This window comes from Deefgea piscis, from assembly GCF_019665785.1.
Taxonomy (GTDB): Bacteria; Pseudomonadota; Gammaproteobacteria; order Burkholderiales; family Chitinibacteraceae; genus Deefgea.
Genome location: NZ_CP081149.1, coordinates 689,963 through 715,740 on the forward strand (window position 1 = coordinate 689,963; position 25,778 = coordinate 715,740).

The 25,778-nt window shown below is 48.5% G+C and carries 27 protein-coding genes; 12 read left to right on the forward strand and 15 right to left on the reverse strand.

From position 1 onward, the window contains the following. Window positions 1-22 precede the first annotated feature (22 nt). Together K4H25_RS03320 and ald are read right to left on the reverse strand one after the other, a co-directional pair. Window positions 23-772: a gamma-glutamyl-gamma-aminobutyrate hydrolase family protein gene (locus tag K4H25_RS03320; RefSeq protein ID WP_221022005.1), complete on the reverse strand. Its 750-nt coding sequence runs from the start codon at window positions 770-772 to the stop codon at window positions 23-25. 16 nt (window positions 773-788) lie between these two features. Beyond that, window positions 789-1,913 (reverse strand): alanine dehydrogenase, encoded by a 1,125-nt coding sequence (gene ald, locus K4H25_RS03325; RefSeq protein ID WP_221022006.1) that lies wholly within the window; start codon window positions 1,911-1,913, stop codon window positions 789-791. A 267-nt stretch (window positions 1,914-2,180) separates the two neighbouring features. Here ald and K4H25_RS03330 point away from each other — a divergent pair, with 267 nt between their 5' ends. From K4H25_RS03330 to K4H25_RS03385, 12 genes are all read left to right on the forward strand, one after another. Beyond that, window positions 2,181-3,659: an aldehyde dehydrogenase family protein gene (locus K4H25_RS03330; protein WP_221022007.1), complete on the forward strand. Its 1,479-nt coding sequence runs from the start codon at window positions 2,181-2,183 to the stop codon at window positions 3,657-3,659. 217 nt (window positions 3,660-3,876) lie between these two features. Beyond that, on the forward strand, window positions 3,877-4,521 hold the full coding sequence (locus K4H25_RS03335; protein WP_221022008.1) for a HugZ family pyridoxamine 5'-phosphate oxidase: 645 nt from the start codon (window positions 3,877-3,879) through the stop codon (window positions 4,519-4,521). 28 nt (window positions 4,522-4,549) lie between these two features. Continuing rightward, window positions 4,550-5,269, forward strand: a complete 720-nt coding sequence (gene rstA, locus K4H25_RS03340) for a two-component system response regulator RstA (protein WP_173533046.1) — start codon at window positions 4,550-4,552, stop codon at window positions 5,267-5,269. 212 nt (window positions 5,270-5,481) lie between these two features. Continuing rightward, a complete protein-coding gene (locus K4H25_RS03345) occupies window positions 5,482-6,777 on the forward strand; it encodes an ATP-binding protein (protein WP_221022009.1) in 1,296 nt (431 codons plus the stop codon). Between the two features lie 139 nt (window positions 6,778-6,916). Further along, a complete protein-coding gene (locus tag K4H25_RS03350; protein WP_221022010.1) occupies window positions 6,917-7,651 on the forward strand; it encodes a hypothetical protein in 735 nt (244 codons plus the stop codon). Between the two features lie 67 nt (window positions 7,652-7,718). Next, window positions 7,719-8,612, forward strand: a complete 894-nt coding sequence (locus K4H25_RS03355) for a trypsin-like serine peptidase (RefSeq protein ID WP_221022011.1) — start codon at window positions 7,719-7,721, stop codon at window positions 8,610-8,612. A 251-nt stretch (window positions 8,613-8,863) separates the two neighbouring features. Next, window positions 8,864-10,120, forward strand: coding sequence for a glutamate-5-semialdehyde dehydrogenase (locus tag K4H25_RS03360; RefSeq protein ID WP_221022012.1), 1,257 nt, complete (start codon window positions 8,864-8,866; stop codon window positions 10,118-10,120). Between the two features lie 102 nt (window positions 10,121-10,222). After that, the gene (gene nadD, locus K4H25_RS03365; RefSeq protein ID WP_221022013.1) at window positions 10,223-10,858 is read left to right on the forward strand and encodes a nicotinate-nucleotide adenylyltransferase; all 636 of its coding nucleotides are present in this window, start codon (window positions 10,223-10,225) and stop codon (window positions 10,856-10,858) included. Window positions 10,859-10,940: 82 nt separating this feature from the next. Beyond that, on the forward strand, window positions 10,941-11,312 hold the full coding sequence (rsfS, locus tag K4H25_RS03370; RefSeq protein ID WP_173533053.1) for a ribosome silencing factor: 372 nt from the start codon (window positions 10,941-10,943) through the stop codon (window positions 11,310-11,312). Between the two features lie 274 nt (window positions 11,313-11,586). Beyond that, a complete protein-coding gene (gene cysD / locus K4H25_RS03375) occupies window positions 11,587-12,513 on the forward strand; it encodes a sulfate adenylyltransferase subunit CysD (RefSeq protein WP_255587977.1) in 927 nt (308 codons plus the stop codon). Window positions 12,514-12,601: 88 nt separating this feature from the next. Beyond that, window positions 12,602-14,035, forward strand: a complete 1,434-nt coding sequence (gene cysN, locus K4H25_RS03380) for a sulfate adenylyltransferase subunit CysN (RefSeq protein ID WP_221022014.1) — start codon at window positions 12,602-12,604, stop codon at window positions 14,033-14,035. A 236-nt stretch (window positions 14,036-14,271) separates the two neighbouring features. Continuing rightward, window positions 14,272-14,874 (forward strand): 2-hydroxychromene-2-carboxylate isomerase, encoded by a 603-nt coding sequence (locus K4H25_RS03385; protein WP_173533056.1) that lies wholly within the window; start codon window positions 14,272-14,274, stop codon window positions 14,872-14,874. A 27-nt stretch (window positions 14,875-14,901) separates the two neighbouring features. On the opposite strand, the gene K4H25_RS03390 is transcribed toward K4H25_RS03385, so the two are convergent. From K4H25_RS03390 to K4H25_RS03450, 13 genes are all read right to left on the reverse strand, one after another. Beyond that, a complete protein-coding gene (locus K4H25_RS03390) occupies window positions 14,902-15,240 on the reverse strand; it encodes an FKBP-type peptidyl-prolyl cis-trans isomerase (RefSeq protein WP_221022015.1) in 339 nt (112 codons plus the stop codon). 29 nt (window positions 15,241-15,269) lie between these two features. Further along, on the reverse strand, window positions 15,270-15,884 hold the full coding sequence (locus K4H25_RS03395; protein WP_221022016.1) for a LysE family translocator: 615 nt from the start codon (window positions 15,882-15,884) through the stop codon (window positions 15,270-15,272). A 141-nt stretch (window positions 15,885-16,025) separates the two neighbouring features. Beyond that, window positions 16,026-17,231, reverse strand: a complete 1,206-nt coding sequence (locus K4H25_RS03400) for a hypothetical protein (protein WP_221022017.1) — start codon at window positions 17,229-17,231, stop codon at window positions 16,026-16,028. A gap of 1 nt (window position 17,232) precedes the next feature. Further along, window positions 17,233-18,000 (reverse strand): hypothetical protein, encoded by a 768-nt coding sequence (locus K4H25_RS03405; protein WP_221022018.1) that lies wholly within the window; start codon window positions 17,998-18,000, stop codon window positions 17,233-17,235. Between the two features lie 87 nt (window positions 18,001-18,087). Continuing rightward, entirely contained in the window at window positions 18,088-18,651 is a 564-nt protein-coding gene (locus tag K4H25_RS03410; RefSeq protein WP_221022019.1) for a hypothetical protein, read from the reverse strand. After that, a complete protein-coding gene (locus K4H25_RS03415) occupies window positions 18,648-18,932 on the reverse strand; it encodes a DnaJ domain-containing protein (protein ID WP_173533062.1) in 285 nt (94 codons plus the stop codon). The genes K4H25_RS03410 and K4H25_RS03415 overlap by 4 nt, the downstream gene beginning before the upstream one ends. A 253-nt stretch (window positions 18,933-19,185) precedes the next feature. Next, window positions 19,186-20,550, reverse strand: coding sequence for an MFS transporter (locus K4H25_RS03420; protein ID WP_221022020.1), 1,365 nt, complete (start codon window positions 20,548-20,550; stop codon window positions 19,186-19,188). A 116-nt stretch (window positions 20,551-20,666) separates the two neighbouring features. Then, the gene (locus K4H25_RS03425; RefSeq protein WP_221022021.1) at window positions 20,667-21,539 is read right to left on the reverse strand and encodes a sulfite exporter TauE/SafE family protein; all 873 of its coding nucleotides are present in this window, start codon (window positions 21,537-21,539) and stop codon (window positions 20,667-20,669) included. A 13-nt stretch (window positions 21,540-21,552) separates the two neighbouring features. Further along, window positions 21,553-22,320 carry an SDR family NAD(P)-dependent oxidoreductase gene (locus K4H25_RS03430; RefSeq protein WP_221022022.1) on the reverse strand — a complete coding sequence of 256 codons (768 nt, stop codon included), beginning with the start codon at window positions 22,318-22,320 and terminating at the stop codon, window positions 21,553-21,555. A 32-nt stretch (window positions 22,321-22,352) separates the two neighbouring features. Further along, window positions 22,353-23,225, reverse strand: a complete 873-nt coding sequence (locus K4H25_RS03435) for an NAD(P)-dependent oxidoreductase (protein WP_221022023.1) — start codon at window positions 23,223-23,225, stop codon at window positions 22,353-22,355. Between the two features lie 2 nt (window positions 23,226-23,227). After that, window positions 23,228-24,103: an SMP-30/gluconolactonase/LRE family protein gene (locus K4H25_RS03440; RefSeq protein WP_221022024.1), complete on the reverse strand. Its 876-nt coding sequence runs from the start codon at window positions 24,101-24,103 to the stop codon at window positions 23,228-23,230. Beyond that, complete coding sequence (locus K4H25_RS03445; protein WP_221022025.1) at window positions 24,096-24,980, reverse strand: aldose 1-epimerase; 885 nt, start codon at window positions 24,978-24,980, stop codon at window positions 24,096-24,098. Before K4H25_RS03445 ends, K4H25_RS03440 begins: the two co-directional genes overlap by 8 nt. After that, window positions 24,980-25,768: an HpcH/HpaI aldolase family protein gene (locus tag K4H25_RS03450; protein ID WP_221022026.1), complete on the reverse strand. Its 789-nt coding sequence runs from the start codon at window positions 25,766-25,768 to the stop codon at window positions 24,980-24,982. The genes K4H25_RS03445 and K4H25_RS03450 overlap by 1 nt, the downstream gene beginning before the upstream one ends. Window positions 25,769-25,778 lie beyond the last annotated feature (10 nt).

The following is a 25,778-nucleotide window of genomic DNA, read 5'->3' on the forward strand; positions in this document are numbered from 1 at the left end:
GGGGGCGGATTATCTTGCCCGTTTAAGCGAAATGTTTATGTTGGTAATGCGCTTGGCAGGCGGCAGCAAAAGCGTTAAAGATCGCCATCGACAGTGGGTTGTCGGCGTATTGCCATTCCGGATGCCACTGCACCGCCAGATTAAAACTTGGCGCGTCGGCCAAGCGAAACGCTTCGATTAAACCGTCTGGCGCAATCGCCTCGGCGACTAAACCGTGCCCTAATTGTTTGACACCTTGTTGATGCAGCGAGTTGACCATCGCCTGTTGCTGTCCATATAGGCGGTGAAGTAAGCCGTTAGGCACCAGCTCGATCGGGTGGGCGAAACCATACATGGTGTCGATATCCCCTTCGGGTTCGCGGTGATCGAGCATTTGATCTAGCGTTTGAATTTGTTGATGCAGGCTGCCACCGAAAGCGACATTGATTTCTTGCGCCCCACGGCATAAGCCCAAAATCGGGATGTGGGCCGCAATGGCGGCGCGAATAAAGGGCAGCGTGGTGGCGTCGCGCGCTGCGTCATTAAAATCATCGGCTAAGGGCGTTCCGCCATAATGCTCGGGTTCAATATTGCTATTGCTACCGGTAAACAGCAGCCCGTCGACCAACGCTAGAATTTGCGCGTGATCACGAGCGCCTAAGGCGGGAATCAACAGCGGTAGCCCACCGGTTCCGGCAATGGCGGCGAGGTATTTTTCTCCGACTAAATGATAAAAATGGCCACTTTCTAGGCGCCAGCGGCAGCAAACAATACCAATGATGGGTAGACCCATAACGATCTCTTTATATTTAAATCAATGTGGCTAACAGTTGTTCGCTCGGGGTGTAATCCAGCTCCAAATCACGCGCCACCGCAGCATAAGTGAGCTTGCCACGGCAGATATTGAGGCCATTGCGTAAATGCGGATCATCTTGCAAGGCGCGCTGCCAACCTTTATTAGCCAAAGCCAGCGCAAACGGTAAGGTGGCATTGGTTAGCGCCAAGGTGGCGGTTCGCGCTACGCCGCCGGGCATATTGGCGACGCAATAATGAATTACGTTATCGACAACATACGTTGGCGACTCATGCGTGGTGGCGTGAGAGGTTTCAAAGCAGCCGCCTTGATCAATCGCCACGTCGACTAACACCGATCCCGGTTTCATTAGCTTGAGCATTTGCCGCGAGATTAATTTTGGCGCGGCAGCACCAGGGATTAACACTGCACCGATCACTAAATCGGCACTCGCCAGTGCCACTTCGATCGCGTCGGTGGTCGAAAACAGCGTAGTCAGTTGTGGACCATATTGAGCGTCTAGCTCTTTGAGGCGCGCTAATGACACATCAAATAGCGACACATTGGCACCTAAACCCAGCGCCATTCTGGCGGCATTGATCCCCACCACGCCACCGCCGAGTACGATTACATTGGCGGGTGCGACGCCGGGTACGCCACTGAGTAAAATCCCTGAGCCGCCTTGGGTTTTTTCTAGGCAGTGCGCGCCTGCTTGAATCGACATTCGCCCAGCGACTTCAGACATCGGTGCCAATAATGGCAAACCCCCGCGTGAATCGGTGACGGTTTCATAGGCAATGGCAATGCATTCGCTGGCCAGCAAGCCTTGGGTTTGCTCGGGATCGGCAGCTAAGTGCAGATAAGTAAACAGGATCTGCCCGGGCCGAAGTAGGGCAATTTCGCTCGCTTGTGGCTCTTTGACTTTGATAATCATCTCGGCGCGTTGATAAATTTCTTGTGCCGAATCGACAATCTGCGCGCCTGCGCCGATGTAATGGTGCGCGGTAAAACCCACCGCGTCGCCTGCGTATTGCTGGATTAACACTTGATGGCCGTGTTTGACGAGTTCTTTCACCCCACTGGGAGTAAGTCCAACCCGATATTCGTGATTTTTAATTTCTTTCGGTATGCCGATCAACATCTGATTCACCTTGGCGCGCAATGGCGATGATTATTTTTAATGAGCTTACTTAGAGTGTAGCTAGGTAATTGCCTTTTCCAAGGTCGGTTTCTAGCTATGGTGTATGCTAAAAGTCAGCTAGCTTTGGTTTTACCCAGTGGCTGGATGCAATATTTGATTGATACCACTGAAAATAACTCGAGTTCACCCGGCTGCGCTGCTAGATCTAAATCACGCTGGCACTGCCGCATTGCCGCGTTGATTCAGCCACTTCAAAGAGATTAAATCATGGCAAAAACTCAACAAGATTGGTCGGCGCTCGCCGCGCAGTTGCAGTTTGAAGGGCGTGCATTTATTGATGGCGTGTATTGCCAAACAGCGAGTACTTTTCCTTGTATTAATCCAGCGACGCGGCAGGTTTTGACCGCAGTGAGTCTGTGCTCGGACATTGAAGTAAATACGGCGGTGCGTGCGGCACGCGCCGCGTTTAATGATCAGCGTTGGGCGGGCTTAGCGCCTGCCGCGCGCAAAGGTATTTTGCTACGTTTAGCCGCTTTGATTCGCGAGCACGCCGATGAGTTGGCGCTGCTAGAAACACTCGACACCGGCAAACCGATTTCGGACGCTTTGGCGGTGGATATTGCGGGTAGCGCGTATTGCATTCAGTGGTTTGCTGAAGCGATTGATAAAGTCGGTGGTGAGGTGGTGCCCGTGGCGGGCAATATGCTGGGTATGGTGACCCGAGAGCCAGTGGGCGTGGTCGCTGCGGTAGTACCTTGGAATTTTCCACTGTTGATGAGCAGCTGGAAAATCGCTCCCGCCTTGGCCATGGGCAATTCGGTGATTTTAAAACCATCCGAAAAATCGCCATTAACAGCAATTTATATTGCCGCTTTAGCCAAAACAGCGGGGCTGCCTGATGGTGTGTTGCAAGTGCTACCGGGTGCTGCTGAAACCGGGCGCTTATTGGCTGAGCATCTCGACGTGGATTGCATTACTTTTACCGGCTCAACGGCGGTGGGCAAAGCGATTATGCAGGCGGCAGCACAGAGTAATTTAAAGCGCGTTTGGCTCGAGTTGGGCGGCAAATCGCCGAATATTATTTTGGCCGATTGCACCGATGTGGGCGCTGCCGCCGCGGCTGCAGCGGGTGGGATTTTTTATAACCAAGGCGAAATGTGCTCCGCTGGCTCGCGAGTTTTGGTGCAAAAGGCGATTTACCCTGAGTTTATGGCTGCCTTGCAAGCCGCCGCTACGGATTACGCGCCAGCCAATCCACTCGATCCGGCAACCAGAATGGGCGCCATCGTTGATGAGATCCAATACCAAAAAGTGTTGGCTTGGATTGATATCGGTAAGCAAGAGGCCGAATGGTTGGGCGGTGGCGAAGCGGTGCCGGCGGCAACGGGCTGGTTTATTACTCCCGCCATTTTTAAAGCCAGCGCATCAGCGCGCATAGCGCGCGAAGAAATCTTTGGCCCGGTGTGTACGGTGATCGTGTTTGATACGCCAGATGAAGCGATTGCCATTGCCAATGATAGTGAATATGGTTTGGCTGCTGCGGTGTGGACACGCGACTTAAATACCGCGCACTGTATGGCCAAGCAACTACGCGCCGGTACCGTATGGATTAATTGCTACGACGAAGGCGGGGATATGAATCTGCCTTTTGGTGGCTATAAGCAATCGGGCAATGGCCGCGATAAATCGCTACACGCATTAGAAAAATACACCGAGTTGAAGTCGACTTTGATTAAATTGTCTTAAAACAAAGATTTTGGCAATTGAGCCACTGTATTGCGTAGCTTTGTATATAAAATAATAATGGGTATTTAACGCTAGAGCTTATTTTAAAAAGCCTGGCGTTAAATACCCTTTTGTTTTGTGTGTGGCTGCTGGCGTTGATTGCTGCTGCTTTTCAAATTGCAGCTTTTTTTAGTATAAAATCGTTGCCGATGAATCCCCATCGAGCGCACACCTCATTATGACTCAATCATCGGCCTTGTTTTCATCGGCGCTCGCCTTATTGCGGCAAACTCAGCATGGTGTATTGGCGACGCAATCGCTGGTGCTGCCCGGCTATCCACATGCTTCATGGCTACCGTTTGTATTGGATGAGGCTGGACGTATTGTGCTAGTAATAAGCCGTTTGGCTGAGCATACGCAAAATGTTTTATTGGATGAAAAAGTCAGCTTTTTAGTTCATGAGCCAAGCGCCACATTATCGGGTGCTCGGTTGACGATTTTGGGTGATTTACAGCCAGTGCCGGATGATCCATTGCTGGTGGCGCGCTTGGCGCGGCAAAATCCGCAATTAGCCAGCTATTTGGCGATGGCAGATTTTTCGGTGTGGCGTTTATGGCCGCGCCGAGCGCGCTATATCGCCGGATTTGGCAAAATGGGCTGGATCGAAGGGGATGAGTGGGAGACTGCAGCACAGCTGAGTTTGGCCGATGAAGCCGCACTCATTCAGAATACCCAGCTACCCGAGGGTTGTGAATTGATTGGTGTTGATTGGGCTGGCTGTGATGTGCGCCGTAATGGACAACTAGAACGGCATATTTTGCATTGCGATCGTTTCGATCTGGCTGCGCTACGCGTGGCAATTGATTCTGTGATTCGGGCATGACTGCCCAAGGTAAGACAAAGGATAAACAATGAGTACCCGAGTATTATTTGTTGAAGACGACGCTGAATTGGCCGAATTGATTGGCGGTTTTTTGCGCTCGTTTGAGTTTACCGTCGAAGTACTCGGCGATGGTTTAGGGGTGAATGACAATGTGAAAGCCAATCCCCCTGATTTGATTTTGCTCGATATTATGTTGCCCGGCAAAGATGGTTTGACCATTTGCCGCGAACTGCGTGAATTTTATACTGGGCCGATTGTGCTGCTCACCTCGCTCAATAGCGATATGAATCAGATTTTGGGCTTTGAAATCGGCGCGACCGATTACGTGGTCAAAACCACGCCGCCTTCAGTGCTATTAGCGCGGATTCGTTCCCATTTACGCCACGCCGGTAGTGGCAGTTTGTTGGCGGCGGTGCCAGTGCAAGATCAATCACGGCTTAACTTTGGTCGTTTACAAATTGATGCGCGCAATCGCAGCGCGGTGTATCGCGGCGAGCAAATGGGTTTGTCGAGCAGTGATTTTGATTTGCTGTGGGAATTGGCCAGCCACGCCGGCGAGATTTTAAGCCGTGATCATTTGCTGAAAAAACTGCGCGGTATTGAATACGATGGCCTTGATCGCAGTATGGATGTGGCGATTTCGCGCTTACGTAAAAAACTCGACGATGATCCGATTGACCCCCGCAAAATCAAAACCATCCGAAACAAAGGGTATTTGTTTGCGAGTGATATCTGGCAAGACGAGTAATCATATACCCTCATGTTTATTCTAAATACGAGGGTAAAAAAACGATTTACCACAGAGGCACAGAGACACAGAGAAAACCATTAGATTGGGTGCTGTAGCGAAACCAAAACTGATTTTGTTCAAAGATGTCTTTTGTTTTTCCTCTGCGTCTCTGTGCCTCTGTGGTGAGGTTGTTCTAGCCATATTCTAATATTTCGCCCCTCGGATTTTTCATGCGCCAAGTTTTTTTGCGATTTTATTTGACCGTTGTCGTGTGTTTTTTAGCCACGTCTTTACTCATTGGCGGCATTTATAAGCAGCTCATCGAGCGCACTAATCAGCGTTACCTCACTGATATTTTTAAATCGACGGTGTCGATTATTGAAGAAGAACTCGGTGATTTGCCGCCGTCTTTATGGCATGACGAAGCATCGCGTTTGCGCGGTAAATTGCCGGTGCCGGTGCAAATTGAAAAGCTCGGCGAATATAGCTTAAGCGCAGAGAATCAAAAGTCTTTAGAAAAGGGCGATATTATTTTATTGCTCGATAAAGGGCTTTATATTCATCGGATTCACAAAACCGATCAAATGGTGGTGTTGGGGCCGATTCCATTTTTGACCGATTTGGATAATATTTCTTGGCTCGATTTCTTGGCCTTATTGATGATGGGGGCGGCGCTGGGCTTGCCAACTTGGCTTTGGTTGCGGCCATTTTGGCGTGATTTATTGCAAATCATTCAACAAAGTCGCCGCGTAGGGCAGGGGGATTTTGCTGCCCGAGTCAAACTCGATGAAAGTTCGGCCTTGGCTTCTTTGGGGGTGACCTTTAATAGTATGGCGCAAGACGTTGAGCAGCTAACGACTTCGCGGCGGGCCATGATTGATGCGGTCTCGCATGATTTGCGCACGCCCTTAGCGCGGATGCGTTATCGCTTAGAGGCCATCAAATCTGGCGCCGACAGCGGCCCGCAAGTGGCCGCATTAGAGCGCGATTTAGGGCAGATTGATGCCTTGATCGAAGAATGGCTAACGATGTCGAGCTTGGATAGCCCGCAAATGCAGATGAATATCCAGCCGCAGGCAATGTTGCCTTGGTTGGGTAAAATCGCCGCAGAGTTAAGCTTGAGCGGCAAAGCGCCACAGATCATCAATCAGACTGATTCAATTGATCCGTATCTAGAGATGGATAGTTATTACTTTGGCCGTGCGGTGAGTAATGTTTTAAGTAATGCCCGCCGTTATGGTGGCGATACCATTGTGATGACGCTCAAATGGCATGACGGCATGGCGCAATTACTGATTGATGATAATGGCGAGGGCATTCCAGAGGAACAACGCAGTCGTTTATTGCAACCCTTTACGCGAATGGAAGGCAGCCGTAATAAAGCCACCGGTGGTTTTGGTTTGGGTTTAGCGATTGTAGCGATGATTTTGCGCGGTCATGGTGGGCAGGTGAGTATTGAGAGTGCGCCAGCAGGGGGCGCGCGGATTATTTTGGCGTGGCCAACGGCTTTACGACTCGACTTGTAAGCAATGTAATTTAACTACGTACTTTCAGTTACAAGACGCAACCAAGGTCCACTTCTCTCTTTAGTACGCCCAACGCATAATCCGTTCCGTCAAAGCTGCGATACACATCCAGCTAACCCAATTTTAAGAGATGATCAAAATGAACAAATTCCTCGCTATCGTTGCAGCTGCTGTTTTGTCTTCTACTGTTGCTATCGCTGCTGCGCCAGCTTCTTCTGCTTCTGCAGTAAAAGAAGTGAAAGTTGAGAAACACGCTAAGAAAGCTTCTACTGCACAAAAAGCATCGACTGTACAAAAAGCACAAGCTAAAAAAGCTTCTGGCGCTTCTGTAGCTTCTGCTGCTCAAAAAGCACAAGCTAAAAAAGCTTCTGGCGCTTCTGTAGCTTCTGCTGCTCAAAAAGCTCAAGCTAAAAAAGCTTCTGGCGCTTCTGTAGCTTCTGCTGCACAAAAAGCCCAAGCTAAAAAAGCTTCTGGCGCTTCTGTAGCTTCTGCTGCACAAAAAGCTCAAGCTAAAAAAGCTTCTGGCGCTTCTGTAGCTTCTGCTGCACAAAAAGCACAAGCTAAAAAAGCTTCTGGCGCTTCTGTAGCTTCTGCTGCACAAAAAGCACAAGCTAAAAAAGCTTCTGGCGCTTCTGTAGCTTCTGCTGCACAAAAAGCACAAGCTAAAAAAGCTTCTGGTGCTTCTGTAGCTTCTGCTGCTCAAAAAGCTCAATCTAAAAAAGCGTCTGCCGTAGCTTCTAAAGCTTCTGCTGCTCAAAAAGCACAATCTAAAAAAGCCTCTGCTGTAGCTTCTAAAGCTTCTGCTGCTCAAAAAGCACAATCTAAAAAAGCTTCTGCTGTAGCTTCTAAAGCTTCAACTGTTGCAGCTAAATAATTAGCCGCATCGTTGTAAACAAAGGGGACGCGCTAGCGTCCCTTTTTGCATTGTGGATTGGACTGATATGATCATTGAAGAAAAAATCGCCGTTGCATTGGGCTTAACAGTGACTGCCTGCACGCTGATCGGTGCCGTGGCGCTGGCGTTCAATCCTCCGCGATTGAATCCCGCCAAACCGATAGCGAGTGTGCCGGTTGCCGAATTTGTGCGTGCTGCGAGTATGCCAGACAAACAAAATCCCGAACTCTCTCGGCAGCAGCAGATTTTATTTTTTGGCACGGATGACCGCTTGGTGATTCCAGCGCCGTATCCAGCGCCGTTTGCTGCGATTGGCCAGCTCACCACCAAAAATGATTACAACTGCACTGCCACCTTGGTGGCTTCTGATTTAGCGGTGACTGCGGCGCACTGCTTTATGATGGAAGCGCGTAAACCCGATGCTGGTTTATGGTTTAAAGCTGGTTTTCATCAGGGCGAATATCAAGCCAAATACCAAGTACTCGATCAAGTGTTTCACCCGGCGTTTAAACGCGGATTGCAATACAAAGGCAATGATGTGTATATCTTGCCGCAAGCGGCTGAACACGATATTGCCTGGTTAAAAGTAAAGCTGGTTGAAGGCGTGGCACCCACGCCAATGCCTTTGTTTAAAGGCGAACGAGCGGCTTTAGAGCAGGCGTTTAAAACGGCGAATATGCAGCTCAATCAAGGCGGTTTTGCTGAAGATCACGATCAATTACTCACTGCGCATCTGGCTTGCAGCCTAACTCAATTTCGTCAAAACAATACCTTGTTTCATCGTTGCGACACCTTATCGGGTGATTCTGGATCGCCGATTTGGTTAACGACCGACCAAGGTCCACTCTTGATCGGTGTACAAAGCTCGGCCCCCGATTGGTTTAATCGCCAAAAAGCGGACAATGTCGGCGTGAGCGTCTTGCAATTGCCTGCGCTATAAGCACGTGCGGTTATTAAAGACTGCAGGCGGGTTGAAATAGATTGCAGGTATATAGCGGTAAGCTTTGTTAAATATATTTAACGGCCGTATACCCATTGCTGAATACATGGCTTGGTTCGACCGCCTCAGCCAGCTGGCTACAAACCACTCGTATTGCTCGCATTGACCGCAATTGCCGCACTTGCCAGCGAGTATGTGTGAGATTAGGGCCTTTCCGCTACAATTGAAGCAAATCTTTAATGGAGTCATCGATGGATATCCAACAATATATGCAAGACGTTGGCCGTGCTGCGCGTGCAGCCAGCCGCTTAATGGCCAAAGCCAATACTGGCGCCAAAAATGCCGCACTGAATGCGATTGCTGATGCCATCGAGCGTGATGCAGCGCTTTTACTCGCCGCCAACCAACAAGATATGGATCAAGCGCGTGCCGATGGTTTGGATGCGGCAATGCTTGATCGCTTGCAACTCACGCCAAAAACCATCGCCACAATGGCGCAAGGCTTGCGTGAAATGGTGGCTTTGCCCGATCCGATCGGCAATATGGGTGATTTTAAATATCGTCCGAGCGGGATTCAGGTCGGCAAAATGCGCGTGCCACTGGGTGTAATCGGCATTATTTATGAAGCTCGCCCGAACGTGACTGCGGATGCGGCGGGGCTGTGTATCAAATCGGGCAACGCAACGATTTTACGCGGTGGTCGTGAAGCATTTAACTGTAATCAAGCGATTGCGGCTTGCGTTAAAGAAGGTTTATCTGCTGCAGGTTTGCCAGCGAGCGCGGTGCAAATTATCGAAACGCCAGATCGCGCTGCGGTTGGCGAACTGATTACGATGATTGAATTTGTCGACGTGATTATCCCACGCGGCGGTAAAGGCTTGATTGAGCGCATTAGCCGTGATGCCCGCGTGCCGGTGATTAAGCATTTGGACGGTATTTGCCATGTGTATATCGACAATGAAGCCGATCCAGTAAAAGCCGTTCGTATCGCTGACAATGCCAAAACGCACCGTTATGCACCGTGCAATACCATGGAAACGCTGCTGGTTAATGAAGCCATTGCCGCGACGATTTTGCCGCAAATTGCCGCTATTTATCGCGAAAAAGGCGTAGAAATGCGCGGTTGCTTAGCCACACAAGCGATTTTGCCAGATGCTTTGGCAGCGACAGAAGCCGATTGGCGTACCGAATATTTAGCGCCGATTATTGCTATTCGGATTGTTGACGATCTGGATCAGGCGATGGATCACATCAATACCTATGGCAGCCATCATACCGATGCCATCGTGACCGAGAATTACACTAAATCACGACAATTTTTGCGTGAAGTGGATTCGGCTTCGGTGATGATTAACGCATCAACGCGCTTTGCCGATGGTTTTGAATATGGTTTGGGCGCTGAAATCGGCATCTCAACCGACAAAATCCACGCGCGTGGTCCGGTGGGTTTAGAAGGGCTGACTAGCGAAAAATGGATTGTGTTTGGTGATGGCGAGATTCGAGTTTAATTGATGAGCGTGCCCGCTGAGTTACTCGCGTTGCGCGAGCAAATCGACGCGCTCGAGCAGCAATTGTTGATGCTGCATCCGCAGTGCTGATTGAGTTTAAGCATGCAAAAAATCGGCATTTTTGGCGGTACGTTTGATCCCATTCATTATGGGCATTTGGCTTTGGCGCGCTGTATGCGCGATCAATTGCAGCTCAATGAAGTACGCTTAATCCCCACCGGTTTACCGCCGCATCGTCCGATATCGCCAGTATCTCCCGCACAGCGTTTAGCATGGGTGCGGGCGGCGACTGCGGGCGAGGCGGGTTTACTGGTTGATGATCGAGAAGTTCGCCGAACGGGTTACTGTTACACTTTTGATACCTTGCGCGAAATTCAAGCAGAGAATCCGCAAGCTTTGCTGGTTTGGTTGATCGGGGCCGACTCTTGGCAGCATTTACCAACGTGGCATGCTTGGCGTGAATTATTGGATTTGGGGCATTTACTGATCGCAGCGCGGCCAGAGTTTGATATTGACGTGGAAAATTCACGCTTAAGCCCTGATTTAGCAGAAGAATTTGCCAGTCGGCACGTAATAGCCAACACCAATACACTGTCTCGGGGTAAAATCAGTTTATTATCCAGCCCGCTTATGCCTATCTCGTCGACGCAAGTGCGTGATTTATTATCACGTGGGGAAGATGTTTCAGCGCTCACCCCCGTGTTCGACCTGTTAGATCAAAGTGGGCTTTATCGTTAAATTATAATGCTGCGCCGTAAGTAGCTGATTTGGTTAAAAATCAGCTTCGGCGGTGGCGATGAAGCTTTTACAAGGAAATACAATGACAGAATACGTCGACGCAATGCGTGATATCGCCGTTTTGGCGCTTGAAGATATTAAAGGTAAAGAAATCCAAGTTTTGGATACCACCACACTGACTGATTTATTCGATTGCATGATCGTTGCTACCGGTGAATCAAACCGTCAAGTTCGCGCTTTGGCTAATAATGTGGCCGTTGAATTGAAAGCCAAAGGCTATGAAATCCTCAGCACCGAAGGTGAAGAGACTGGCGATTGGGTATTGGTTGATGCCGGTAGCTTGATTGTTCACGTGATGTTGCCTGCAGTGCGTGATTATTATGACCTTGAGCAATTGTGGGGTGGTCAAAAACCAACCTTTAACCCAATGGGTAAAGCTTGGTCAGCAGTTTAATTACTGCACAAGGTGAGTTTCAGCTTTGCTGGACTCGCCTTTTTTTTCGCTTGCGTAGTTCAGACGCAGGCCGACTCTGCGCAAAAGTTTGATCAGAAAGTGTCGCCGCCTCAGGCCGTACATTCAGTACGACTTGGTTAACGGCACTGCGCAAAATTAAGTTATGTCATTGATGCTGACCCGGCATTATATCTATATAAGCAAATGATCTTTTTTATTCGCTTAATATTCCGTACAGTTCATCCATTCCCAGATCATCTTGATTGTAGGCGCTATGAATACTTTGTCTGAAGCAAGGCTGACGCACTTAAAGCAGCTTGAAGCCGAATCGATCCACATCATTCGTGAAGTGGCCGCTGAATTTGAAAACCCCGTCATGCTGTATTCCATTGGCAAAGATTCTGCCGTGATGCTGCATTTAGCCAAAAAAGCCTTTGCGCCGGGCAAACCACCGTTTCCTTTGATGCACGTTGATACCACTTGGAAATTCCAAGAAATGTACAAGCTGCGTCAAAAGCAGATTGCAGACGGCTGGAATTTGATTACCCACGTGAATCAAGAAGGTGTTGCGGCTGGGATTAATCCGTTTACTGCGGGTTCAGCCAAGCATACTGATGTGATGAAAACGCAAGGCTTGAAGCAAGCTTTGAATCAATACGGTTTTGATGCGGCTTTTGGTGGTGCACGCCGTGACGAAGAAAAATCACGAGCCAAAGAGCGCGTGTATTCTTTCCGCGATAAAAACCATCGTTGGGATCCTAAAAATCAGCGTCCAGAGCTGTGGAATATCTACAACTCGAAAGTCGACAAAGGTGAATCGATTCGCGTATTCCCGATTTCGAATTGGACTGAGCTCGATATCTGGCAATACATCTTCATGGAAAACATCGAGATCGTGCCGTTGTATTTGTCGGAAGAGCGCGAAGTGGTTGAATACAATGGCTCGCTAATCATGATTGACGACGAGCGCATTTTGCAATATCTAACGCCAGAGCAAAAAGCGACAATCAGCAAGAAATGGGTGCGTTTCCGTACCTTGGGCTGTTATCCATTGACCGGTGCTGTGGAATCTACAGCAACGACTTTGCCTGAAGTGATTCAGGAAATGTTGTTGGCGACGACCTCCGAGCGCCAAGGCCGCGCCATTGACCATGACTCATCAGGCTCGATGGAAAAGAAAAAAATGGAAGGCTATTTCTAAAATCGGGGAATAGGGAATAGGGAGTCGGGAGTCGAGCTTAGCTCCTCCGATTCCCCAATCCCCAATCCCCACTCCCGGGGTTTTACACATGTCAAATCAATCAGAACTGATCGCCAGCGATATCTTGGCGTATTTGAAGCAACACGAAAACAAAGACATGCTGCGTTTTATTACTTGCGGCAATGTGGATGACGGTAAATCGACTTTGATCGGTCGCTTGCTGCACGACTCAAAACTGATTTTTGAAGATCACCTCGCGGCGATTCAAAAAGACAGCCAAAAATTTAACACCACCGACCAAGAAATCGACTTAGCGCTGCTGGTTGATGGCTTGCAAGCCGAGCGCGAGCAGGGCATTACGATTGACGTCGCTTACCGTTATTTCAGTACTGAAAAACGCAAATTCATCATCGCCGATTGCCCAGGTCACGAGCAATACACGCGCAATATGGCAACCGGTGCTTCAACGTCTGATCTGGCGATTATCTTGATCGACGCGCGTTACGGCGTGCAAACGCAAACGCGTCGCCACAGCTTTATTGTGTCCTTGCTGGGTATCAAGCAAGTCATCGTTGCTGTGAACAAGATGGACTTGGTTGAGTTCTCGGAAGCGCGTTACAACGAAATCCGCACGCAATATTTGGATTTTGCTAAAGATTTGGCGATTGAAGACATTGAATTCGTGCCATTGTCGGCGCTGCGCGGCGATAACGTCGTGAATGAGTCAGAGAAGACCCCTTGGTACGAAGGCCAAACTTTGATGGGCTTGCTCGAAAGCGTGCAAATCAATAAACACGCCAAGCTCGATGCCTTCCGGTTGCCAGTGCAATACGTGAATCGCCCGAATCTGGATTTTCGTGGTTTCTGCGGCACCATTGCCGCAGGGCATGTGTTGCCGGGTGACGAAATCATTGCGCTGCCATCAGGCAAAAAATCGAAAGTTAAGGCGATTGTGACGTATGAGGGCGAGCAGCCAGCCGCATATTCAGGCCAAGCGATCACATTGACGCTGGAAGACGAAATCGATATTTCTCGCGGCGATATGATTGTTCGCGCGCAAGATGCGCAGCCGCATGTCGGTAGTGCGTTTGATGCGCATTTGGTGTGGATGAACGAAACACCGTTGGTGGTTGGCAAGGAGTATATGGTCAAGCTTGGCGGTAAACAATGCTTTGGGCGTGTTACCTCCATCCAGTATCGTATCGATGTAAATAGCCTTGATCATCTAAACGTGCAAGAACTGAAACTCAATGAGATTGGTTTGGTGCGTATCGATTTGACCGCGCCGATTGCGTTTGATACCTACCGCGAATGCCGTGGTACGGGCAATTTGATCATCATCGACCGTTTAAGCAACGCCACTTCTGCTGCCGGCATGATCCACGCGCCAGCAACGGCCGCCGTGGGTAGCGAAGTTGATGAGTTAACACGCTTGCGTGCCTTTGAAGCGGATTTGAATGTGCTGGTTCGCAAACACTTCCCGCATTGGGGTGCAAAAGACATCTTGGACTTGCTCAAGTAAGCGCATTGAAGCAGCAAAACTAAACCCGCGATGTTGCGGGTTTTTTTATGGGCGCTGATTTAAAGCGCTGGTGTGTTGATGATGATTTAATTGCGAGCGAAAGCTTACCGAATTTTGATTCTGCATCTAAACTAAGGCAATGAGTTTACCCGCTGACGCGCCGATACTAGGGTCTGTTGACATTTGGTTGCCAGCAGCGGAAAACCAAACGTCAACAGACCCTGGGAACACTAAAGATGTCGCTGGCCATTGATTTTTACTTTGATTTTTCTTCGCCATACGGTTATATCGCTTCACAATTAATCGATCCCCTCGCTGAAAAATACGGCCGCTCTAGTCATTGGCATGCGATTGTCTTAAATGATAATTTTCAATCGCTTGAGCGAATGAAAATGGCCGGTAATATGATGCGAACCGATTATATTAAGCGCGATGCCCAGCGTTTGGCGGCTTATTATGGCATTGCTTATCACACCCCTTCTTTGGTCGGAGTGAATACCGAGCAAGCGGCACGGCTGTTTCACACCATTCATGATCGTGATCCGCAGCAAGGTACGGCTTTTGCCAGCTTGGTGCTCAAGGCTTATTTTGTCGAAAACAAAAACATTGCCATCTTAGAAGAGCTGCAAGCACTGGCAAGCCAAGTGGATATCTCAGCAGAAGAATTCCACGAAGCCTGCAGTAATCCAAGTAGCCGTGCTCGGGTGAAGGCAGAAGTCGATATGGCGGAGGCGCGCGGCGTCTTTGGCTCGCCATTTTTTATGGTGGGGGGCGAGCGCTTTTGGGGTAATGATCGTTTGCCGCAACTCGAGCGCTGGCTGGCCACAGGTCCATACTAACGAGGTTTTGCGAATGCGGACCGGCGCTTAGTCGCGCGTTAATACTTCTAATAATTCAATTTCAAAATACAAATCAGAATTGGGTTTGATATGTTCGCCAATTTGGCGCTCGCCATAGGCCAAATGCGCTGGAACGAATAACTTGCGTTTGCCACCGACTTGCATTCCCATCAGCCCTTGATCCCAGCCTTTAATCACGCGACCAGTGCCAATGACGCATTGAAAGGGTCGACCTTTCAGGTGTGAAGAATCAAACACCGTGCCGTCAAGCAAAGTGCCGGTGTAATGGGTGGTAATCAACGCACCTTTGACGGCGGTTTTGCCATCGCCGACGATGAGGTCTTCGATAATGAGTTCTGTGGTCATAGTCTTTGAATCATAAAGTGGATAAAAAATTAACGTTTGGCAAAGGCTAAAGCACCACCTACGGCAAAAAAAGCCAACGCACAGCTGCGATTAAACGCTTTAATTCTTTGACCGCTGGCCAACCAGCGCGCCAGCGACATCCCACCCAAGGCATAAATCAGTTGCCAACTGAGCTCAATCACAAAAAAGCTACTGAGTAAAATCAGCCATTGTGGGCCTTGCGGCAAATTGGGGTTAATAAACTGCGGCAAAAAAGCACCGGCAAATAAAATGGCTTTAGGATTGGATAAAGCGATAGTGAGTCCGGTTCGAAAGCGGGCGCGGGCAGTATCGGCGTTGGCGTTTGGCAGCGACAGTTGGCTACCTGCATTCCAGCATTGATAGCCTAAATACAGTAAATACAAGGCACCGACGATTTTTAAAGCGGTGAATAGCAGCGCTGAAGCCGCTAAAATCGTGCTGACGCCCATCGCCGATGCACTCAGTAGCAAGGCCAAACCGACAATGGTGCCTGCCATCGTCGCCGTTGTTGCCCGCCAGCCGTAGCGGGCACCATGGCTAATCATTAACAACATATTTGGCCCCGGCGTCGCCGAGATAAAACAAGTGGTAGCAATAAAAGCCAACCATATCTGCAAAGACATTTGTATTTCCTTTTGGACTGTTGGCCATCGCTTGTTTACAGCAACACCAGATGGCAAGCTAATGCCGACAGACTATAGGTATTGCTCAGTATCTTTTTGTGAATAACGGCTGTAGTCAGATACCCATCTAGGAGTTGGTAGTTAGCTGCGGCCTTTCCAAGTGGTGTTGCAGTTGTTTTGCAGATATTTAAATGCCCGCTCCATATAGAGATCTGGAAACTCAGGGTCTTTATTGGCAAGAGCCGTGTCTGCGTCTTCTTTTAAATCGTTCAACCAAAAATCGGTCAGTTCTTCGCGTAATTCAACTGGCACATTGTGCTCGATAAATTCAATCACAGCGGCGTCGTTGAGGCCATGCTCGCGCAGCGCTTGCACCATAGCGGTGGCTTCGCGCTTGAGCATGGCTGATTTGACTGGCTGGCCAGTGGCGACCAATAAAAACAGCGTAGCAATCACACTATTGTCGTCGTTATGGCTAATGCGCTGCCAATTTTTGGCAATGGCTTCATCGTATTCGCTAATCGCATCAATGCCGCCTTTCAAATAATAATGGGCAAGATTAAAACTATTATTGCGAATTTTTGGCCATTCTTGGGCGATAAATCGCGCCATCTCTTTTTGGGCGATTTGCTCGATTTTTGTCGGCGCATCGCTAAAAAATAATGCGAATCGCTCAGGGTTTTCGCTGACTTTTTTCGGTTTAAGCGCTTTAATCAACGCATCAAACTCACTGCGTTTGGGCAGTTTTATCGCGGCTTTAGGCGCTAAAATCAACAGCATCGCGGTGTTGATCAGTTGCTCAGCATCGCAAATTTCTTCGCTGGCTAATTGCAGTTTTTTGGCTAGCCAAAAGCCTAAATCCAGTAGGTTTTGAGTCGCTTGCCCACGCGCCAATTCAGCCTTGTAGTCAGGCCACGAAATCTGCGATTCTCCGCTCATTTCATTTAAAAATGATTGCTGCTCGTCGCTAGACGCTGGGCCATGCTGCAGTAGCAAGGTTTCTTTGGGCATGGCGTGCAGGCGGCGCAGCATATCGGCGCCTTGTTTCGAGTGCGATAGCAGCGAGTTATTTTGCAAAGACTGCGCGCCAATTTGCACATCACCTTGAGCATGGTCTTCAAGGTAAATGCTGATCAAATTGGTGATGCGGATAATAGCTAGCTCTAGATCAGGGCGCAGGTAGGCCGTGCCAAAATAATTGGCAATCTGCACCATGCCCTTGGCTAAATCAGCTTGAATCGTCGTCTGCCGTTCAGCACTGATAATGCCGTGCTGAACGCCATACACAAAGGCTTTATCAAAAAAGCGGCGCGAGTCAAACGCGGTGATGGTCGTGCTTATTGTCATATTAAATTGCCGATTCCTCAGCATCATCCGTTTTGCTAATCGCCTGCATGAGGCTTTCGAGTGCGCTATCACTAATGGGTTTGCTGCGGCGCTCATTGTGCATCGCTCGCATCAACACACGGCCTTGTAATTCGCCGATGAGTAATTCAAATTCATCAGGAAGCTCGTGAAACAGTAGCCAAATGGTTTCTTTCCAGTCGTTATCGGCCACTTCTGAGCGGGTATAGCTCCAATTGGTTTTATCCAAAATATGTTCCAGCGAATGAAACACATTAAAGAATTCGCGAATTTCATCACTGGTGCTATCGCCATCATCCGATAAAAATGGCAGTGGTGTGGTGGTATTGCTGGCGTGCATCACAAAGTTGAGCACGTCTTCTAAACGGCCATAAAAATAATCCGCCATCGTTTCAACGCCACCGGCTTCTTTAAAAATCGGCTCAAGATATTCGCTGGTTAAATCGGGATTTTTATAGATCACCGCATTAATCATGCCGCGCATTTTGTCTTTATTGCGCTCGCCATATTGCTTATCGAGAACAACTGCACGGGCAAATTGCTCGGGCGTGACCATCATGCTCAGTAACGATTCTTTTGATGAGTCATATTCGCGCATAATGGCCAGCAAATCTTTGGGCGCAACATCGCCTAGAATTTGCATCAGCGCTGTATCGCCGTGTTGATCGGCAATATCGGACAGCACTTTTTCGGCGCCTAAAATATCGCCGACCAAAATAAGTTGTGAGGCATTGATAATTGCTGGATGCATGATCAGTCCTTTTGCAGCGTTGAATTTCGGTAGCAAGAGTCAATGGTCAACCGACGCGTATCGGCGTCGGTGCCATAGGGGTGTCGCTTATTTACTCTCTGATTCGTGCGATTCAAAACCTTGTTCTGATAACCAAGATGCGCCTGACGCATCTAAATCACCCATCTGCCCGCCATCGTCGTCTGAATTGTAAACATCATGATCGTCGTCAATTGATTCTGACTCGGCATGGCTCTCGGGCGCGCTGCTGTAGTGGCCGCCTTTGATTCGCAAATATTCCAGCGCAGCGGCGATAACTAAAAATTGCTCACCACCATCGGCAGCAACAGCTGCTGCAGTGTATTGCTGAGCCCAATCGGCAATATTGAGGTTGTCTTGCAATTGATCCCAAGAGATAAAATCATCCCCATCGGGCTCGCTGGCGATCAGTGCTTTCATCATTGCCGGCGAAGTAAAGCTAAATGCATTGTAGAAAACCACCGCCACCATTTCAGGGCTGAATTCAATCATCGGCAATAGATGAGCAAATTGTTGGCGTTTTTCATTCAGGCGTTTTTTTAGCGCCGGACGACCTTCTGAATCGGTCATTAAGTCATCAAGTTCCGCGTCGTAAACGGGCATTAATTCGGCAAAAAAGGGCGATATATTCACTGAAACAAACCTTGTAGATATTTGGCAGTAATCTCTTGAGCAACAGCCAAAGGATCATCAATTAAGCTGCGCTGACGATAATCATCGTAAGCTTTACGTTTTTCGCTATCGGAAAGCACTTCATAGGCGACTTGGATTTCTCTAAATCGCGCAGCGGCATCAGGGGCCGGATTTCTATCGGGGTGAAATTTAGTCGCATTTCTGCGGTAGGCCGATTTAATCTGCTCGATGCTGGCATTGGGCTGAACGCCAAGCCGAGCATAGTGATCATGTAAAGACATCCAGTATCCTCATTGTGAAGAGGGTGATCTTGTGAACTAGCAAACAAAAAGCCCACTTCTTGCGAAGCGGACTTTTAGCTTGATGACTGGGAGAGCTAAACGAGTGAGATAAGCTAGCTCGTTTAGGTGCTATTGAGTGAAACCCAGCTCAAAATATAGCAACAAGTGGGCGCAATTATAGCAGATTTTAACTCACCCCATCGCCATGAAATCAATGCCTGTTGGATTGTCGGTAACTAGCAGTATATTTGGCCTATTTAGCTTGTAATGCATGTAGAGGCAAAGAACGGGGTGCCGTTGTTTTATAGGTAACGAGCTCGCCTTGATGAATAAGCCGTACACAAGCAAATGAAATAATCCCAATGATCGCGGTTGCAATGGCGACATACCAAGGCTGACCATCATTGGCCATTAGCAGTAGGATCGCGGTGACGGGAGTCATGCCACCGGCAATGGCTGACACTTGATACGCCACAGATAGACCGGTATAGCGAACGCGAACATCAAAAATTTGTGAAAACATCGTAGCTTGTACGGCGAAAATCAAAGTCGGTCCAAGGTTGTAGCCCAAGATCATCGCAATAAAAACGAGTGTGGTATTTTGCGTGCCAAGCAACAAGTAAAACGGAATCGCAAATAACACACAAAATGCGGAGCCAAATAGGTAAATTGATTTTTGTCCATAACGATCAGAAAGCCAGCCCGCAATAGGGCAAGTTATGATCCCAACCGCTGCAGCACAAAGTAGCGCCATCAATGGCAGTTGTCGATCCATATTGAGCGATTGCGTCATATACACAATGGCAAATGCATACACGATATTAAACATTACGGTTTCAATCAATCTTGCACCCATGGCCAATAGTAGATTGCGTTTTTGTGTCCGTAACAGTGTGATGAGTGGGAAACGATGACTGACATTAGCGCAAGGAGTGGTTGGCGCAGGCTGTGCAGCATGCACAAAATCACTGGTTTCTTTTACATTAAATCGGATATACATGCCGACGAGTAATAACAAGGCAGAAAGCAAGAAGGGGATACGCCATCCCCATGTGATGAATTGTTCATTACTTAAAGTTGCATTGCATAGAGCAAAGACAGCGGTAGCTAACACTAAGCCCGCCGATGCGGCTGCCTGGGGTAAAGAACCGATAAAGCCGCGGCGATTTTTTGGCGCCGATTCAATAGCCATTAACGCCGCGCCGGCATATTCGCCACCTAGGCCAAATCCTTGGATTAATCTGAGCACGGTTAATAAAATAGGTGCCCAGATACCCACTTGAGCATAGGTTGGCAAACAACCAATGAGTACGGTCGAAATACCAACAATCAAAATGGTCCACAGTAATGTGGCTTTTCTGCCTAAGCGATCACCAAAATGACCAAAGACAATTCCGCCAATTGGACGAGCCCAAAAACCAACTGCAAATGAAGCAAAAGCACCGAGCATACCGATCATTGGATCGGCATCAGGAAAGAATAATTGTCCAAAGAGTAGGCCAGAGGCCATGCCATAAATAAAAAAGTCATACCATTCCAACAAAGCACCGGCAAAACTTCCAGAAACTACTTTGCGAATCTCTTTGTTTTGAGAGGTCGTTTTATCATTCATTGTCATGACCATTGCTCACTTTCAATCAATAAATTGTTACTGAAGTTGAGAAGGCAGATGTGAGGTGTTGATTCAATCTTGGTACGCTCAAATCTGCCTTGATACGCTTGGATTTTTCTTATTTAAGCCGTTTGCTCAGCACGGATTGCAGCGATTTGTTTGCCAAAGATCAACTGTAATAAACCCAATAAAGCAAAGACAGGACCGAGTACCGCATAAGCAGGCCAACCTGTGGCGCCTTTAATGAGCATGCCGCCTGAAGCAATTAGCAAGATAAAGACTAATTTGCGAAATAGAGCCACCGGTAAACGTTTGTGCACCCATTGACCAACTAGCGAACCTAAAATCATCGTTGGAATCGCAAACAGTACCAGTTTTACAGTCGAAACCGTCATGATGCCGCTGCTGGTTAGGCCAACGATGATCGATATATTGCTAGCGGTAAAAAAGGCATTAAGTGTGCCGCGAAAGGCTGCAGGACCTAAATTACGCAACATGCCGTAAATCACCACCGGTGGTCCATTGGTTGAGAAGGCGGCGCCCAATGCACCAGCAATCGTACCCATTGGCGCGGCAATCCAACGTTTGTCATACACGGGCAAGCGAGGGATAAACAGGCTGTAGAACGAGTAAATCAAGAGGAACGTTCCCAAACCGATTTTCATCGTTGCATCAGGTAGATTTGAGAGTGCATAAAGGCCAAACGGAATCCCGAGCAGGGAAAACCCAATCAGTACTGCTGCAGATTTCCAATCGGTTTCTTTTCGTGAGAGCCAAGTGGCGTATAAGGCTGTCGCCGTACCGACAATCACCGACATTGGCGCTGCCATTTTGACTGGAATCAGCATTGAAACCAGCGGCATGGTGGTGAGTCCACCACCAAAACCAGCGCAAATGCCGACAAAAGTGTACATAAACATCAAAAGCACCACCGAAATGATGGTTGCCGGTGACAGTTGCTCCCCATCAGGGGTATTTAGAGTAAAAAAGTCCATGCTGATTAGCTCCCTAGTTGAGTGACAAACCAGCATCAACGACGAAGTCTTGGCCAGTACATCCACAGGACTCATCGGAACCTAAAAAGAGTGCTAGGCGTGCGCAGTGTGTGCCATCGAGGCGGAATTTTAACGCCTGTAATTCAACAAACTGATTGACCGCTGCTGGGTCCATTTTGGCCCACATGGCATCTTGTTTTGCTGTACGAATCGCACCAGGAACTAAACTATTAACGCGAATATTTCGTGCCCCTAGCTCTTGCGCCAAGGTACGAGTGAAACCATGAATGGCCGCTTTGGACAAGGAATACAACACACGGCCAGGACGACCACGCATCCAGTTAATGGAGCCCATATTGATAATCGAACCACCACCTTTTTTGGCCATGCCATCAATGACGGATTGAATGGCAAAAATTTGGTGGCGTAAATTAACGTTGATTCGATTTTCAAAATACGCTTCAGTAATGCTTTCGATATTGTGGTGATCATCACTACCGGCGTTGTTGATCAAAATATCGATGGTGCCGAGCTTAGCTTCGATTTGTTTGAAGCTATCTTGGAACGCCGCCAGATTGCTGACGTCACAGAATAAAAACATACAGCCTAATTCTTGCGCTAATTGTTCACCGGCGTCGGTATTGAAATCGAGAAAAGCAACTTTAGCGCCTTGATTGACATAAGCACGAACCAGCTCTTCACCGATTCCTGATGCGCCACCAGTAATAACGGTAACTTTATCTTTCAAAGAGGCATAGACAACGTGTTCTTGATAATTCATGACTTACTCCTTAAGGAAAATAAAAAATCACTTCAGTTCGCTTGGCTATTCGATTGCACAATTTTGTAAGTTGCACAGAAATCTTCACCGCCCAGTCCTGTGGCTAAACCTTGTTGATAAACTTGGTTGACTAGCTCAACACCGGGAAGGCGGAGGTTTTTTTCTTGCATCATGCCCAGCATGATGTTGACGTCTTTTGCCATGTTTTGTAGCGAGAATGCCGCGTTGTAATTCTCTTCAGTGAGGCTTTTAATTTTGCTACTGAGATAAAAATTACCGCCGCCGCCAAATGAAATAGCTTCATTAAATTGTGGTTTGGCAATGCCATAGGCTTGGGCAGATGCCAACATTTCGTTCACACTGTTTTGAATGCCGGCAACTAAAACGTTGTGCAACATTTTCATGACCAAACCTGAGCCATTGTCACCAAGGTGGATTTGATTGCAGCCCATCATGGCCAGCACGGAACGAACTTGTTCATGCGCAGCGCTGTCACCTCCGACATAAATGCCGAGTTCAGCATTGATCGCGGCAGGTACAGACTTCACAACAGGCGCATCGAGCATGCTGGCGCCAGTGGCTTGAACTTGTTTGGCTAAGCGCTGAGAGACGGCTGGATCAATCGTTGACATATCGATGGTGATTTGCCCTTGATGCAAATGTGGCAATAATTCGAGGTAGACCGCCTCTACATGCTCAGACTTTGGCACCATGGTGATAATGACATCGGCGTCTTGGGCGATTTGTGCGATTGAATACGCAGCTGTTGCGCCGCAAGCGACCAGTTTGGCAACGGCCTCGGTACTGATGTCATACACCAGTACGTCGCCATTAAATTTGTCGATAATGTTTTTTGACATTGCCGAACCCATCAGACCAAGACCGATAAAACCGATTGTTTTCATGATTAATTCTCTTTAAAAGTAGGTTTAACTAAGCCTGCAACGTCAGTTCGCAGGTAAAACAAAGCGCCAGAAAGCGGACGTTCTGCTCGTTCTTCTTCACTCATGTTTTCGCGAGTGGTGGTGATAAACAGCGTTTTCATATCCTCCCCGCCAAAACACGGCATCGTTGGGCAGCGAACAGGGAGTGGGTATTCTTCTAGGACGTCTCCAGTCGGCGACAGGCGTGCAATGCGGTGCCCATCAAATAGCGCTGTCCAGTAGCAGCCTTCACTATCCATCGCTGCGCCATCGGGACGCCCTTGGCCGGTGGGGAATATTTTTAGCGTTTCTCTGAGACCCAATTGGCCACTTTGAGGCGTTCTAGGGGTGCGATATAAACGGTGGTTGGGGGTATCGGTGGTATACATCCATTGCCCATCGGGGCTAAATGCCAAACCGTTAGCACCCAAGATGTCGCATTGCATGACTTGTGTTTTTAAATCCGCATCCACTTGACACAGGAAGGCGCCGTTGTAGTCGCGCGGCGACCAATACGTTCCGGCATAAAAACGACCTTCTGGATCAACACCGCCATCATTGAATCGTGCTAGCGCTGGGTTGTTTGGGTTATCACAAACCTTTTTCTCGATCAGACCATCAGCATTGGCCAGATAAATACCGCTGCGCATGGCTAAAATAAAGCCGCCTTGTTCACGTAAAGCAAAACAGCCGACTTCTTCTGGCATGGCTAAAACACGATGTGTTTTCGATTCAATCTGCAAACAATGCAGTTCTTTTTGCAAAATATCGGTCCAGTAGAGACTCGCCGTTTTGCTGCACCAGACGGGGCTCTCAGGAAGCTCACCGATATAGTCAAATAACACTTCAACTTTATTCATCACCAATAATCCTTATGGTCATTGAAATCGAGTGCGTTTCACCGCTCGCCAAGTCATACATCGCTGCGCCATGATCTTGATTGATGGCATTGTTGCTATGGCTGACGGGTTCAAAAGCGAGGAAGTTTTTCTCTCTTGAAGGCACAAAAACGATGGCATTACCGGCATCAGGTGATGTGATTTCGACGTGTAGTTTTTGTGCTGGCCAGTTAATTTGCGCTGAGCCATCCCAGCCGAGAAAACAGTTGTCGATTGAATTGGGCTCAACCGGACGTGCTTGTCTGAAATCCCACTGGGGCGGAATCGCTGTGCGTGCCGCGGGCAACATATTGCTGTCGTTGATTAAGACGCTCTGCGCACAAAATTGCAGTTGGGCTTGATCGGCGTTGGCAAAGTACGGGTGAAATCCGAGCCCAACAGGCACAGCATGTGCGGCATCATTGAGATAACTCAATTGAATGTGCAGGCTGTTTTCTGTCAGTGAAAACACTTGTTTTGCACGATATGGCCAAGGCCAATGGGCGGTTTGATCACCTGGCGCGTCGTGGTTTAGCTGCAAAACGATTTGCTGCGTTGACGTTTCAGCAACGTGCCAAACCGATTGCCAGCCATTGCCATGAATTGAGTGCGGATGATCACCAAAGTTTTTTGCCAGCGTGTAGTGCTGATCAGCAAATGTAAATTGCCCGTTCTCAATCCGATTTGAATAGGGTATGAGAGGGAAAGATCCGCATTGATTGGCTTGCGAGGCAATACCTAGCGGCATTGACCGCAAGATATCAACGCCTTTGTATTTCAAAGCGGCAATTGCGCCACCCAATTGGGGGACTAATATCAACTGCAAATCACCGCATTGTTTACTTATTAGCGTCAGCATCAGTACACCTCACCGCCGCTGACTGTGATGCTTTCGCCACGAATTGCTGCGAGCTGCTCTTTGGCTCTAGCCATCAACATGCTCATATCAGAACCGAGCGCGACAAAACTAAATCCCCACTGCTGATATTTATTCACCAAATCAGGATTGCCACCCACAATTCCGCAAGGTATGCCTAGCGCTTGGCATTGCGCTAAACCTTGTTTGATTTTGGCTTGTACGTCTGGGTGTGATGGATTGCCAATGTGGCCCATCGCCGCAGATAAATCGCCTGGGCCGATAAATAATCCAGAAACACCTTCGATGGCGGCAATCGCTTCGATTTGATCAATGGCTTCCGGCGTTTCTAGCTGCAAAATTAAACACAAGTCTTCTCGTGCGGCTCGAACAAAATCAGTTTGATGTCCGTATTGACTTGCACGATGAACCGCAGCAAAACCACGCTTACCCAGAGGAGGGTAGTAGGCGGCTTCAACGGCTTTTTGCGCTTGCTCTGCGTTTTCAATAAATGGCACCATGACACTCATTGCGCCACCGTCGAGCGCACGCTTAATCAGTACGGTGTCATTCCAAGCAAGGCGATACAAGGGTGTAACCTGCCCCACAGAGCGAATCGCTCGATCAATCCGAATCGCATCTAGCGTGTCGACTGCAACATGCTCTTGGTCGAGCACTAAAAAATCAAAACCAACGCCAGCCATGGCTTCGGCAACGGTTTCGCTGCCCGTCATCATCCATGTACCCAATTGCGTTTTTCCGCTTTGAATGGCGGTTTTAAAGTGATTCATTGTGATGTCC

Bases quoted from the DNA above. Each gene is read 5' to 3' on its own strand.
- K4H25_RS03320 (WP_221022005.1), bottom strand. From the start codon at position 772: ATGGGTCTACCCATCATTGGTATTGTTTGCTGCCGCTGGCGCCTAGAA.
- ald (WP_221022006.1), bottom strand. From the start codon at position 1,913: ATGTTGATCGGCATACCGAAAGAAATTAAAAATCACGAATATCGGGTT.
- K4H25_RS03330 (WP_221022007.1), top strand. From the start codon at position 2,181: ATGGCAAAAACTCAACAAGATTGGTCGGCGCTCGCCGCGCAGTTGCAG.
- K4H25_RS03335 (WP_221022008.1), top strand. From the start codon at position 3,877: ATGACTCAATCATCGGCCTTGTTTTCATCGGCGCTCGCCTTATTGCGG.
- rstA (WP_173533046.1), top strand. From the start codon at position 4,550: ATGAGTACCCGAGTATTATTTGTTGAAGACGACGCTGAATTGGCCGAA.
- K4H25_RS03345 (WP_221022009.1), top strand. From the start codon at position 5,482: ATGCGCCAAGTTTTTTTGCGATTTTATTTGACCGTTGTCGTGTGTTTT.
- K4H25_RS03350 (WP_221022010.1), top strand. From the start codon at position 6,917: ATGAACAAATTCCTCGCTATCGTTGCAGCTGCTGTTTTGTCTTCTACT.
- K4H25_RS03355 (WP_221022011.1), top strand. From the start codon at position 7,719: ATGATCATTGAAGAAAAAATCGCCGTTGCATTGGGCTTAACAGTGACT.
- K4H25_RS03360 (WP_221022012.1), top strand. From the start codon at position 8,864: ATGGATATCCAACAATATATGCAAGACGTTGGCCGTGCTGCGCGTGCA.
- nadD (WP_221022013.1), top strand. From the start codon at position 10,223: ATGCAAAAAATCGGCATTTTTGGCGGTACGTTTGATCCCATTCATTAT.
- rsfS (WP_173533053.1), top strand. From the start codon at position 10,941: ATGACAGAATACGTCGACGCAATGCGTGATATCGCCGTTTTGGCGCTT.
- cysD (WP_255587977.1), top strand. From the start codon at position 11,587: ATGAATACTTTGTCTGAAGCAAGGCTGACGCACTTAAAGCAGCTTGAA.
- cysN (WP_221022014.1), top strand. From the start codon at position 12,602: ATGTCAAATCAATCAGAACTGATCGCCAGCGATATCTTGGCGTATTTG.
- K4H25_RS03385 (WP_173533056.1), top strand. From the start codon at position 14,272: ATGTCGCTGGCCATTGATTTTTACTTTGATTTTTCTTCGCCATACGGT.
- K4H25_RS03390 (WP_221022015.1), bottom strand. From the start codon at position 15,240: ATGACCACAGAACTCATTATCGAAGACCTCATCGTCGGCGATGGCAAA.
- K4H25_RS03395 (WP_221022016.1), bottom strand. From the start codon at position 15,884: ATGTCTTTGCAGATATGGTTGGCTTTTATTGCTACCACTTGTTTTATC.
- K4H25_RS03400 (WP_221022017.1), bottom strand. From the start codon at position 17,231: ATGACAATAAGCACGACCATCACCGCGTTTGACTCGCGCCGCTTTTTT.
- K4H25_RS03405 (WP_221022018.1), bottom strand. From the start codon at position 18,000: ATGCATCCAGCAATTATCAATGCCTCACAACTTATTTTGGTCGGCGAT.
- K4H25_RS03415 (WP_173533062.1), bottom strand. From the start codon at position 18,932: ATGTCTTTACATGATCACTATGCTCGGCTTGGCGTTCAGCCCAATGCC.
- K4H25_RS03420 (WP_221022020.1), bottom strand. From the start codon at position 20,550: ATGACAATGAATGATAAAACGACCTCTCAAAACAAAGAGATTCGCAAA.
- K4H25_RS03425 (WP_221022021.1), bottom strand. From the start codon at position 21,539: ATGGACTTTTTTACTCTAAATACCCCTGATGGGGAGCAACTGTCACCG.
- K4H25_RS03430 (WP_221022022.1), bottom strand. From the start codon at position 22,320: ATGAATTATCAAGAACACGTTGTCTATGCCTCTTTGAAAGATAAAGTT.
- K4H25_RS03435 (WP_221022023.1), bottom strand. From the start codon at position 23,225: ATGAAAACAATCGGTTTTATCGGTCTTGGTCTGATGGGTTCGGCAATG.
- K4H25_RS03440 (WP_221022024.1), bottom strand. From the start codon at position 24,103: ATGAATAAAGTTGAAGTGTTATTTGACTATATCGGTGAGCTTCCTGAG.
- K4H25_RS03445 (WP_221022025.1), bottom strand. From the start codon at position 24,980: ATGCTGACGCTAATAAGTAAACAATGCGGTGATTTGCAGTTGATATTA.
- K4H25_RS03450 (WP_221022026.1), bottom strand. From the start codon at position 25,768: ATGAATCACTTTAAAACCGCCATTCAAAGCGGAAAAACGCAATTGGGT.